Genomic DNA, 11,259 nt, shown 5'->3' with positions numbered 1-11,259 from the left:
CAAGCCGGCTCCCACAGTGTCATTGTGGGAGCCGGCTTGCCGGCGATTGCCCGACTTGGATATCAGATCCAGGTGCTGAACCAGGACAGCAGCAACGCCATGGCCAGGCAGGAAAAACCAAGGATGTAGTAGTAACGCGGCACCCGCTGGTCGAACGCATCCACCACCCCCTCCTCCACTGCCAGGCTCTCACGACTGACAGCCTCGCGGCGTCGTGCGCTGTGCAGCAGCAACCCGCCCGGGCAGGTCATCACCAGCGCCAGCAGATTGATCAGTTTGGTTGGGTGGGCAGACAGAAAGCCCCAGAGCACTTGCAAGGACATCACGCGACCTCGGATAGACGACAGCGAAGGCCGGCATTCTACCGAAGTCCACCCGTGGTGCCCGGTCTTGGCGACCAAGTGCCACTAAATTTCATCTGTCACACGCTCGTCATCAGAACAGGCCACCCTGTCGGCCTCTTCCTAGCAACGGAGTTTGCTCATGCTGCACGCTGAAAACCAGGACCGCCTCTATCTCGTGGCGCAGAGTGATGAGCAGCAGGCGCTGATCGACGGTTTCGCCATCAATGTCCAGGACCGCCAGTGGCTGGTCTACTGTGCCTTGGGCGGGCATGCGCATGATCACCTGCCAGAAGTGGATCTACTGACTGGCTTGAGCGTGCTGGATTTCTACAACGAAGCCGCTTGAGACCCGTACAGACAAAATAAAAAGCCCGCTGCCTGTGTCCCAGGCAGCGGGCTTTTCAATTCAGAGCGAAGATTACTCGCCCAGCACCTGACCGATGGTCGGGTCCTTGAACAAGCGGGTCAACGCATCGCTCAACACATCACCCACCAGCTTGGTGTTGGTTTCCTGATTCGGCGCCATGCCGAAGCGCTGGTCCAGCGAAGCACCGTAGCGACCGCTGTAACGGCGGTTGGCGTTGGACACGTCGGCACGGAAGGTGGCGCCAATGGTGGCCTCGGTCACGTACAGGTTGTCCTTGGGCGACTGGTACTTGAGTTCAGCCAGGGTCACGGTCAACTGCGGCGCGTTGGAGGCGTTCGGTGTCGGGGTGAAGCCCAGCAGACGCACGGCAGCTTCGGCCTGGGCTTGCAGCTTGGGCACGACATCGTTGCCACTGACGCTGATGGTGCTGGTTTCAGGGTACATGCCACCCCGAGTACCCAGCGACTGCGAAGCCCGGCCATCGACCACCTTGACCACCACCGGCTGGCCGTGGCCGACCGGGGCGAGCTGGGCATTGAGCTTGGGTTGCGGGCTGAGTTGTTGCGGGCTGTGGGCACAACCGGCCAGGCTGAGGCTGGCTACGGCGATCAAACCGAACAACAGTCGTTGCAACATGCGCGTTTCTCCAGAAAATGCGGCAAAGGCCCACAGTATACCTAGCCAGGGGCTGACCAGTCATCGGTCCGCCCCGCTTGTCACAATCGTTTCATGGCCCCGCCGCTATCCTTGCGCCAGCCCAAACGCACAGGACTCGCTGCCATGGCCTCGCTCTGGAACCTGCTGTTGCAACGCCCGCGCGACAACAGCTATGCCCGCCTCGACGATGCAGGCAAATGCCTGGCATTCAAGCAATGCAGCCGACCACCGGAAGGCAGCGGCTGGGTCCGGATCGGCGAAATCCGCTTGGCCTGGCTAGGCCGCGAGTTGCCCGCCGAAGCCCGAATTTGCACCCGTGCAAGCCATCACTGGCAGCAGCGCAGCCTCCCCGCCTGACAAACGCTGCAATAAAAACCACGATTTACGACCTTTCTGCCCGCGACATCGCTATAATCTCCCCCCGATTATAAGGACGTCTCCTGATCGGGCCCCGCATTTGCCGTTTGACCCCGGCACCTTCAACGCTTCGCCCACAGAGAGCCTTCCACTCAGGTCTTGCATCGGCTGTCGTGCCTGCTTTTCCGGCCCTTCGCACTGCATGAACCTATGGGTTGCCATCGCGCATTCCCCTTTTGAGGTTCACGACTCCAAAAGAGCGTGAAAAAACGGTTTTTCACAACTTCACGAGAGTGTGGCGAGCAATGAACAGTCTGGCATGTGCAAAAGCGACAGATGTGTCCCTAACAGCCCTGAACAGGCGGCTAAAACGCTCATTCCCCATGGGTAATTGAGGCCGCTCCCATAGCGCACGCACGACACCTTGACCATAAGTCGAATTGCCGCACCCGTGGCAAACGGCGTTCAATACTCGAACCCGAAGACTGATTGGCGGTGTCCGCGGAAGTTGCAAGAACTGCGAAGAGTCGGACATGGCGATCCTGGTTACCCTGGGGTCCTATGCTGTCAATTAGGTAGCTGTAGATTGTGGAGACGCGTTAAATGGCGCAGAACGAATCGGTTGATGTGGTACTGGTAGGCGCGGGCATCATGAGTGCCACCCTAGCCGTACTGCTCAAGGAGCTCGACCCGACCCTCAAGCTGGAGGTCGTCGAGGCGATGGACTCCGGGGCCGCGGAAAGCTCCAACCCCTGGAACAACGCAGGTACCGGCCACGCCGGCCTGTGCGAGCTTAACTACACGCCTCAGGCCGCCGATGGCAGCATCGACATCAAGAAGGCCGTGCACATCAATACCCAGTTCGAGGTCTCGCGCCAGTTCTGGGCCTACCTGAGCAAGAAAGGCAATTTCGGCTCGGCCCGTGCCTTCATCAACCCGGTCCCGCACCTGAGCTACGTCGAAGGTGACAAGGGTGTGTCCTTCCTCAAGAAGCGCTTCGAGCTGCTCAAGCAGCACCACGCCTTCACCGAGATGGAATACACCGAAGACCAGGCGGTGATGAAGGACTGGATACCGCTGATGATGCCAGGCCGTCCGGCCGACCAGCGCATCGCCGCCACCCGCGTGACGAAAGGCACCGACGTCAACTTCGGCGCCTTGACCAACAAGCTGCTCAAGGTGCTGGCCGACGCGCCGGACGCGCAGGTCAAGTACAGCAAGAAAGTGGTTGGCCTGCGCCGTAACGGCAGCGGCTGGACCGTCAGCATCAAGGACGTCAACAGCGGCGGCAGCCGTGAAGTCGACGCCCGCTTCGTGTTCCTCGGCGCCGGTGGCGCGGCCCTGCCGTTGCTGCAACTGTCCGGCATCCCGGAGAGCAAAGGCTTCGGCGGCTTCCCGGTCAGCGGCCAGTGGCTGCGTTGCGACAACCCGGAAATCGTCAAGCAGCACCAGGCCAAGGTCTACAGCCAGGCCGCGGTCGGTGCCCCGCCGATGTCGGTACCGCACCTGGACACCCGCGTGGTGGACGGCAAGACCTCGCTGCTGTTCGGCCCGTACGCAGGCTTCACCACCAAGTTCCTCAAGCACGGCTCGTTGATGGACCTGCCGCTGTCGGTACGCATGGGCAACATCGGCCCGATGCTGGCCGTGGCCCGCGACAACATGGACCTCACCAAGTACCTGGTCAGCGAAGTGATGCAGTCGATGGAACAGCGCCTGGAATCCCTGCGCCGCTTCTACCCAGAGGCCAAAGCAGAAGACTGGCGCCTGGAAGTGGCCGGCCAGCGCGTGCAGATCATCAAGAAAGACCCGAAGAAAGGCGGCATCCTGCAGTTCGGTACCGAGCTGGTCTCGGCTCAGGACGGCAGCCTGGCGGCACTGCTCGGCGCCTCGCCGGGTGCTTCGGTGACCGTGTCGATCATGCTTGAGCTGATCGAACGCTGCTTCCCCGAGCAGGCCAAAGGTGCCTGGGCTGCCAAGCTCAAGGAAATCTTCCCGGCTCGCGAGAAGGTCCTGGCTACCGATGCAGCCCTGTACCGCAAGATCAGCGCCGAAAACGATGTGGCGCTGGAACTGGTGGAAGACAGCCCGGCCAAGCATTACGCCTGAACTGGCTGAAACGAAAAAACGCCCCTCGGGGCGTTTTTTTGTGCCTGGACTGCGCTGGCCTCATCGCCGGCAAGCCGGCGATGAGGCCGGTGCGGGCTACAGATCAGCCACGGGCCTTATTGATGATCTCGACATACTCAGGCGCATTGCGCTGGTCGGCGATCTGCTCGACGAAGGTCTTGCCGTGCTCGTCCTTGCCATCGAGGTCATAGCCTGCCTCGACGAAGAAGCCGACGAAACGCTCGAAGTCATCCACGCGCAGGCCGCGGTAGGCCTTGACCAACTTGTGCAGCGACGGCGAGGTCACGCCATCGGCCGGCTCGAACTGGAGGAACGTCTTGACGTAGTCATCGCTGATCTCGTCACCAATCACCTGCTTCTTGTCTTTGCGCATTGCCGGCTCCAACTGGACCATCACGGGATTTCGAAGGCCGGCAGTGTACCCCCCACAGGCGGCGCGCCTCAACGCGTACGTACGGTACCGGTGTGCAGGTCGGCCCAGACATGGCCATTGGCATAGGTGAGGAACTGCACGTAGACGGTCTCGTTGCGCAGCAGGTCCATGATCACCCGGTAGTCGCTGACCGGGTAGTTGAGGCTCAAGGTGCGGGTCTTCTCGTCGTACACCGGTTTCTTCAGGCTCTTGCCCGCTTCGCCGTCGAAGGTGAGCAGCACCTGGCCGATGGTCGCGCCCTTGCTCAGTGGCTTGCCCTTGAGGCGCATCTGCAGGGAGGCGGTGATCGGAATGGGCTGCTGGTCGGACTGGCGCTGGGCACCCACCACCACCGAGTAATCGGTCACTTGCAGCAGTTGCTGGGCAGTGGGCGCTTCCTGGCGCAGAGTCTGGTCATCGGGCGGGAGAAACTGGCTGTGCAGGGGGGCAGCGGCGAGCGGCAGGCTCACCGCCAGCAGCAGGGGAAGAATCGCACGCATGTGAGGCTCCTTGGCATGAAGGCGCACTCTAGCATGCGACTCGAACGCACAATCAATCGAACTGCGCGATCATCCAGGCCTGATATTCGGCCACGCCCGCTTCACCCTCACGGGGCGCCCAGTGGGCATGCTCGCCTTCTGCCAATTGGCGGTACGGCCCGGCCTTGCACTCGAACAGGATGCTGTCAGGTGCCAATACCACCAGGCCATGATAAATGCGAGGCGGCAGGTCCACGCCCAGGCAATCGCCACCGGCTTCGAGGACGCGCTTGTCGGTCACGTTGCCCTGTTCGTCGAACACCAGCAGACCCAGCCGGCCCTTGAGTACCAACAAGGTTTCGGCCTTGTCATCGCTCAGGTGCCGGTGCGGCGGGATATAGGTCGACGGTTGCAAACCGACCGCAAGGCGATGGCAAGGGTCTTCCATCTCGTGGAAATTGTGGTGATGCCGCCCACGCGGGGCATCGGCGGCTTTGAGCGCCAGCCCGGCAAACAACGATTGGTCGATGAAGGCAGGCTGGCTCATGATTACATTCCCTTGACGGCGAAGATGCCGTTCGCGTTGCGCCAGTAAGCTTTATAGTCCATGCCATAGCCAAAGATGTAGCGGTCCACGCAGGACAGGCCCACGTAAGTGGCCTTGAGGTCCGGGCTGGCCTTGCGGTCGTGATCCTTGTCGATCAGCACGGCAGTGTGCACCGAGCGGGCGCCGGCATGCTTGCAGAACTCGATGATGGCACTGAGGGTGTGGCCTTCATCGAGAATGTCGTCGACGATCAGTACGTCGCGGTCGATGAACGACACTTCAGGCTTGGCCTTCCAGAACAGTTCACCACCGCTGGTCTGGTTGCGGTAGCGCGTGGCGTGCAGGTACGAAGCTTCCAGCGGGAACTGCAAGTGGGTCAGCAGCTTGCCGGCGAAGATCAGGCCGCCGTTCATCACGCAGAACACCACCGGGTTCTTGTCGTGCAGGTCGTTGCAGATCTGCTTGCCGACCTCGGCAATGGCCGCTTCCACTTCGGCTTCGTTGTACAGGCAGTCTGCCTCGCGCATGACTTGACGGATGTGCTCGAGATCAGCGGACATGGCGCTCTCCGGGGGTGCATTTTGGAAAAGCGGGCAAAGGTACGCATCCGCTCGTCACAGATCAAGCATTTATGGACTAACGTGCAAAAGGACTGCACGACAGCAAAGGCTGAATAGATTAACCTAGCGCGGTTTTTTTGCCCGCCTTTCGGAGCCCCCCTATGCCCACTCGTGAGATCCGCCACCCGCTGATCCGCCACAAGCTCGGCCTGATGCGCCGTGCCGACATCAGCACCAAGAATTTTCGCGAACTCGCCCAGGAAGTCGGCGCCCTTCTGACCTATGAGGCCACCCAGGACTTGCCCCTCGAAACCTACGAGATCGAAGGCTGGTGTGGCAAGGTCGAAGTGGAAAAAATCGCCGGCAAGAAGATCACCGTGGTCCCGATCCTGCGCGCCGGTATCGGCATGCTCGACGGCGTCCTCAGCCTGATCCCGGGCGCCAAGGTCAGTGCCGTCGGCGTCGCGCGCAACGAGGAAACCCTCGAAGCCCACACCTACCTGGAAAAGCTCGCGCCGGACATCAACCAGCGCCTGGCCCTGATCATCGACCCGATGCTGGCCACCGGCAACTCGATGGTCGCCACCATCGACCTGCTGAAGAAGGCCGGCTGCAAGGAAATCCGTGCCATGGTCCTGGTCGCGGCCCCTGAAGGCATCGCCATGGTGGAAAAAGCCCACCCGGACGTGCACATCTACACCGCGTCGATCGACCAGCGCCTCAATGAACACGGCTATATCGTGCCGGGCCTGGGCGATGCCGGAGACAAGATCTTCGGCACCAAGCAGAAGGACGCCTGACCATGCAGGACGGCTTCAACGACCCGCTCTGGCGCCAGGTCGTTTCGGGCGCGCAAATGCTCTTCGTGGCATTTGGCGCGCTGGTGCTGATGCCGCTGATCACCGGCCTCGATCCGAACGTCGCACTGTTCACCGCCGGCATCGGCACCCTGCTGTTCCAGCTGGTCACCGGCCGTCAGGTTCCGGTGTTCCTGGCCTCGAGCTTTGCCTTCATCACCCCGATCATCCTCGCCAAGGGCCAGTTCGGCCTGGCCGAAACCATGGGCGGCGTAGTGGCCGCAGGCTTCGTCTACACCTTCATGGGCCTGATGGTGAAGATCAAGGGCACCGGTTTCATCGACCGCATGCTGCCTCCGGTGGTCATCGGCCCGGTGATCATCTCGATCGGCCTGGCCATGGCGCCGATCGCCGCCAACATGGCGATGGGCAAGGCCGGTGACGGCAGCGTACTGCTGCCTTACCAGACCGCCATGCTGATCTCCATGCCGGCGCTGCTGACCACCCTCATCGTCGCCGTGTTCGGCAAAGGCATCTTCCGCCTGGTACCGATCATTTCCGGCGTGCTGGTCGGCTTTGCCCTGTCGTTCGCCTTCGGCGTGGTCGACACCGCCAAGATCGCCGCCGCGCCGTGGCTGGAGATTCCCAACTTCACCGCCCCGGCGTTCAACTGGCAGGCGATCCTGTTCATCGTTCCGGTCGCGTTGGCACCGGCGATCGAGCACATCGGCGGGGTGATTGCGGTGGGCAGCGTGACCGGCCGTGACTACCTGAAAAAGCCCGGCCTGCATCGCACCTTGCTGGGTGACGGCCTGGCGACCACCGCCGCCGGCCTGTTCGGCGGCCCGCCCAACACCACCTACGCCGAAGTGACCGGCGCGGTGATGCTGACCAAGAACTACAACCCGAAAATCATGACCTGGGCGGCGATCTTCGCCATCACCCTGGCCTTCATCGGCAAGTTCGGCGCGCTGCTGCAGAGCATTCCGGTACCGGTGATGGGCGGCATCCTGTGCTTGCTGTTCGGTTCGATCGCGGCGGTGGGCATGAACACCATGATTCGCCACAAGATCGACCTGTCCGAGGCGCGCAACCTGGTGATCGTTTCGGTGACCCTGGTGTTCGGTATCGGTGGCGTATTGATCGGCAGCGGCGACGGCCCGGACGACTGGGGCCTGAAGGGCATCGCCCTGTGCGCCGTGGTGGCTATTGCGCTGAACCTGATCCTGCCGGGCAACGACAGCTGGAAGCACAAGAAGCTGGATGATCAGTTGCCTTGAGGTAACTGACCTTCAGTTTTGCAGGGCCTGCACTGGCGCTATCGCCGGCAAGCCTATCGCCGGCAAGCCGGCTCCCACAGGGACAACACTCAACCTGTGGGAGCCGGCTTGCCGGCGATAGGGCCAGTACAGGCAACCTGGAAATCAGGCCTTTTCACACATCCCCGCCAACACCCTCACCCACTCCGGGTGATCATTCAGGCACGGCACCAGCACCAACTCCTCGCCCCCCGCTTCGATGAACTGCTCCTTGCCGCGATCGCCAATCTCTTCCAGCGTCTCGATGCAATCGGCGACAAACGCCGGGCACATCACCAGCAGCTTCTTCACCCCAGCCTTGCCCAGTTCATCCAGGCGCGTCTCGGTGTAGGGTTCGATCCACTTGGCCCGCCCCAACCTTGACTGGAACGACACCGACCACTTGCCATCGGGGATGCCCATCTTCGCCGCAAAGGCCTTGGCCGTCGCCAGGCATTGCCCGCGGTAGCACACCGCGCGCATCTCGGCACTGGCGTCCTTGCAGCAATCCGCTGCCTGGAAGTCATGCTTGCCGGTAGGGTCGAGCTTCTTCAAGTGCCGCTCCGGCAAACCATGGAAGCTCAGCAACAGGTGGTCGTAGTCCTGCTGCAGATACGGCCTGGCACTGGCGGCCAGGGCATCGATGTACTCGGGATGATCGTAGAACGGCTGCAGCACGCGCAATTCCAGCGGCAAGCCACGCTCGGCGACGGCCTGTTCGGCCTGGGCCACCACCGTGGTCACCGTGCTGTCGGCGAACTGCGGATAAAGCGGCGCCAGCGTCACTTTACGCACGCCTTGAGCGGCCAGGCGGGCAAGCACTTCGGGCAAGGCCGGCTGGCCATAGCGCATGGCCATTTCCACCGGGCCATGGGGCCAGTACTCGACCATCGCTGCCTGCAGACGACGGGTCAGCACCACCAGCGGCGAGCCCTCGTCCCACCAGATCGAGGCATAGGCATGGGCGGACTGTTCCGGGCGCTTGATCAGGATCAGCGACACCAGCAAACGCCGCACCGGCCAGGGCAGATCGATCACGTAGGGGTCCATCAGGAACTGGTTGAGATAGCGGCGCACATCGGCCACCGAGGTAGAGGCCGGGGAACCCAGGTTGACCAGCAGCAGGGCGTGATCGGTCATGCAGCGTCCTATGTCAGAGGCGGCTGGACAAATTGTCCAGGGCCGATTGCAGATCGTTGAAGCGGAAAGTGAAGCCCGCTGCCAGCAGGCGTACCGGGCGCGCCCGCTGACCGCCGAGCAGCAAGGTCGACAATTCGCCAAGCCCGGCCTTGAGCAGCAGCGAAGGCATCGGCATGAACGCCGGCCGGTGCAGGGCACGGCCCAGGCGCCTGGCGAACTCGCGGTTGCGCACCGGCTCCGGCGCGCAGGCATTATAGGGACCGCTGGCGTCGTTGTGCTGCAAGAGAAAATCAATCAGGGCGACCTGGTCGTCTATATGGACCCATGGCATCCACTGCCGACCATCGCCCAACGGCCCACCCAGCCCCAGTTTGAACGGCAGCCGCAGGCGCGACAAAAAGCCGCCATCGCTGGCCAGCACCAGACCCGTGCGCACCAGCACTACCCGGATACCAAAGCTTTGCGCACGCTGGGCGGTTTCTTCCCAGGCGATGCACAACTGGCTGGCGAAGTCTTCGCGCACGGGTTGCGAGGCCTCGGTCAGCTCACGCTCGCCGCCATCGCCATACCAACCTACGGCGGAACCGGAAATCAACACCTCCGGGCGCTGCTCGCGGCTTTCCAGCCAGGCCAGCAACTGCTCGGTGAGGGTGATGCGGCTGGTCCACAACAGCTGTCGTCGGGCAGCCGTCCAGGGCCGGTCGGCGATTGGCGCACCCGCCAGGTTGATCACGGCGTCCACCGGGTCATCCGCAGCCAGCTCCTGCAGTTGCGCGATGCCTCGCACGCCCTTGCCACATAAGCGCGGCACCTGATCGGGGCGCCGGCTCCACACCGTAAGCCGGTGGCCCTGCCCGAGCCAGAACTGGCACAGGTGCTGGCCGATCAAGCCGGTACCGCCTGTCAGCAATATATGCATGGCTGTGTCCTCGCAGAGTGCGGCGATGGTCTATTTTTAACAACAAGGCACTTTTTTAACCAAACGCTCTCGGATAAACATAGGCCAACCTGCCTCATAAGCGGAATAACCTTATACAAACATTGTGCATTGTACAGGTTTGCCTGACAGCGTAGTCTGCGTACAGCAAGGTTTGAAGAGGCCATCATGACAGTACCTATTGCCATCATCGGTGCCGGTATCGCCGGTCTGTCCGCCGCCCAGGCCTTGCAAAAGGCCGGGCAGTCCGTTCACTTGTTCGACAAAGGCCACGGCAGTGGCGGGCGCATGGCCAGCAAACGCAGCGAAGCCGGTGCCCTCGACCTGGGCGCACAGTACTTCACCGCCCGCGACCGGCGCTTCGTCGAACAGGTGCAGCATTGGGTGGAAGCTGGCTGGGCGGAACAGTGGAAGCCTCAGCTGTACAACTACCGTGATGGCGAGCTCACGCCCTCCCCCGACGAACAGACCCGCTGGGTCGGTGTACCGCGCATGAGCGCCATTACCCGCGGCCTGCTCAAGGACGTAACGGTGAATTTTGGCTGCCGCATTGCCGAAGTGTTCCGTGGCAAACAGTACTGGCACCTGCAGGACACCGAAGGCTGCAGCCACGGCCCGTACAGCCGCGTGGTGATTGCCGTGCCGGCGCCCCAGGCCACGCCGTTGCTGGCCGCCACACCCAAGCTCGCGGCGGTGGCCGCCGGGGTGGTGATGGAACCTACCTGGGCCGTCGCCCTGGCATTCCAGACCCCCCTGGACACCCCGATGCAAGGCTGCTTCGTGCAGGACAGCCCCCTCGACTGGCTCGCCCGCAACCGCAGCAAGCCCGGACGCGACGAGCACCTCGACACCTGGGTACTGCATGCCACTTCTGCCTGGAGCAAACAGCACATCGACCTGAGCAAGGAAGAAGTGATCGAGCAGCTTTGGGGTGAGTTTGCCGAGCTGGTCGGCTGCGTCGTACCCGCGCCCAGCTTCGCCCTCGCCCACCGCTGGCTGTATGCACGGCCTGCCGGTAACCATGAATGGGGCGCGCTCGCCGATGCCGACCAGGGGCTTTACGCCTGCGGCGACTGGTGTCTGTCCGGCCGCGTCGAAGGCGCCTGGCTCAGCGGCCAGGAAGCTGCAAGACGGCTGCTGGAACACCTCGATTAGCCCGCACGAAAAAGCTGTACAGAAAAAACCACTTGCATAAGTTTTCAGCTATGCTGGAATAAACTTGTACATGCCATCT

Annotated in this window: 14 protein-coding genes; 6 read left to right on the top strand and 8 right to left on the bottom strand. The window is 62.4% G+C overall.

Annotation, left to right across the window (positions count from 1 at the left end):
- Nucleotides 1-62: 62 nt before the first annotated feature.
- A complete protein-coding gene (locus PMI38_RS22245) occupies nt 63-323 on the bottom strand; it encodes a hypothetical protein (protein ID WP_008099106.1) in 261 nt (86 codons plus the stop codon).
- A gap of 160 nt (nt 324-483) precedes the next feature.
- On the opposite strand from PMI38_RS22245, the gene PMI38_RS22240 reads away from it, so the two are divergent.
- Nucleotides 484-690, top strand: coding sequence for a hypothetical protein (locus tag PMI38_RS22240; RefSeq protein ID WP_008099104.1), 207 nt, complete (start codon nt 484-486; stop codon nt 688-690).
- A gap of 72 nt (nt 691-762) precedes the next feature.
- Here the strand turns inward: PMI38_RS22240 and PMI38_RS22235 are convergent, their stop codons facing one another.
- The gene (locus PMI38_RS22235; RefSeq protein WP_008099102.1) at nt 763-1,347 is read right to left on the bottom strand and encodes a YajG family lipoprotein; all 585 of its coding nucleotides are present in this window, start codon (nt 1,345-1,347) and stop codon (nt 763-765) included.
- Nucleotides 1,348-1,491: 144 nt separating this feature from the next.
- On the opposite strand from PMI38_RS22235, the gene PMI38_RS22230 reads away from it, so the two are divergent.
- Together PMI38_RS22230 and mqo are read left to right on the top strand one after the other, a co-directional pair.
- Nucleotides 1,492-1,725 (top strand): hypothetical protein, encoded by a 234-nt coding sequence (locus PMI38_RS22230; RefSeq protein ID WP_008099100.1) that lies wholly within the window; start codon nt 1,492-1,494, stop codon nt 1,723-1,725.
- Nucleotides 1,726-2,328: 603 nt separating this feature from the next.
- The gene (mqo, locus tag PMI38_RS22225) at nt 2,329-3,834 is read left to right on the top strand and encodes a malate dehydrogenase (quinone) (protein WP_008099098.1); all 1,506 of its coding nucleotides are present in this window, start codon (nt 2,329-2,331) and stop codon (nt 3,832-3,834) included.
- 103 nt (nt 3,835-3,937) lie between these two features.
- Here mqo and PMI38_RS22220 read toward each other — a convergent pair whose 3' ends face one another.
- The 4 genes from PMI38_RS22220 to PMI38_RS22205 all read right to left on the bottom strand — a co-directional run bounded on the left by PMI38_RS22220 (nt 3,938) and on the right by PMI38_RS22205 (nt 5,853).
- Complete coding sequence (locus tag PMI38_RS22220; protein ID WP_008099096.1) at nt 3,938-4,228, bottom strand: PA4642 family protein; 291 nt, start codon at nt 4,226-4,228, stop codon at nt 3,938-3,940.
- A 68-nt stretch (nt 4,229-4,296) separates the two neighbouring features.
- Nucleotides 4,297-4,767: a hypothetical protein gene (locus PMI38_RS22215; RefSeq protein ID WP_008099094.1), complete on the bottom strand. Its 471-nt coding sequence runs from the start codon at nt 4,765-4,767 to the stop codon at nt 4,297-4,299.
- 52 nt (nt 4,768-4,819) lie between these two features.
- Nucleotides 4,820-5,293, bottom strand: a complete 474-nt coding sequence (locus PMI38_RS22210; RefSeq protein ID WP_008099093.1) for a WbuC family cupin fold metalloprotein — start codon at nt 5,291-5,293, stop codon at nt 4,820-4,822.
- Between the two features lie 2 nt (nt 5,294-5,295).
- On the bottom strand, nt 5,296-5,853 hold the full coding sequence (locus PMI38_RS22205) for a hypoxanthine-guanine phosphoribosyltransferase (protein ID WP_008099091.1): 558 nt from the start codon (nt 5,851-5,853) through the stop codon (nt 5,296-5,298).
- 161 nt (nt 5,854-6,014) lie between these two features.
- Between PMI38_RS22205 and upp the strand changes: the two genes are divergently transcribed.
- The gene (upp, locus tag PMI38_RS22200) at nt 6,015-6,653 is read left to right on the top strand and encodes a uracil phosphoribosyltransferase (RefSeq protein ID WP_008099089.1); all 639 of its coding nucleotides are present in this window, start codon (nt 6,015-6,017) and stop codon (nt 6,651-6,653) included.
- A 2-nt stretch (nt 6,654-6,655) separates the two neighbouring features.
- Entirely contained in the window at nt 6,656-7,930 is a 1,275-nt protein-coding gene (locus PMI38_RS22195; protein WP_008099087.1) for a uracil-xanthine permease family protein, read from the top strand.
- A 144-nt stretch (nt 7,931-8,074) separates the two neighbouring features.
- Here the strand turns inward: PMI38_RS22195 and hemH are convergent, their stop codons facing one another.
- Nucleotides 8,075-9,088 carry a ferrochelatase gene (gene hemH, locus PMI38_RS22190; protein WP_008099086.1) on the bottom strand — a complete coding sequence of 338 codons (1,014 nt, stop codon included), beginning with the start codon at nt 9,086-9,088 and terminating at the stop codon, nt 8,075-8,077.
- Nucleotides 9,089-9,101: 13 nt separating this feature from the next.
- The gene (locus PMI38_RS22185; RefSeq protein WP_008099083.1) at nt 9,102-10,007 is read right to left on the bottom strand and encodes a TIGR01777 family oxidoreductase; all 906 of its coding nucleotides are present in this window, start codon (nt 10,005-10,007) and stop codon (nt 9,102-9,104) included.
- Between the two features lie 186 nt (nt 10,008-10,193).
- Here PMI38_RS22185 and PMI38_RS22180 point away from each other — a divergent pair, with 186 nt between their 5' ends.
- A complete protein-coding gene (locus PMI38_RS22180; RefSeq protein WP_008099081.1) occupies nt 10,194-11,180 on the top strand; it encodes an NAD(P)/FAD-dependent oxidoreductase in 987 nt (328 codons plus the stop codon).
- The last annotated feature ends 79 nt before the right edge of the window (nt 11,181-11,259 follow it).

The organism is Pseudomonas sp. GM84, assembly GCF_000282535.1.
GTDB lineage: Bacteria > Pseudomonadota > Gammaproteobacteria > Pseudomonadales > Pseudomonadaceae > Aquipseudomonas.
Note: the sequence above shows the minus strand (reverse complement) of the source record. Positions and strands in the feature narration are given on the sequence as shown.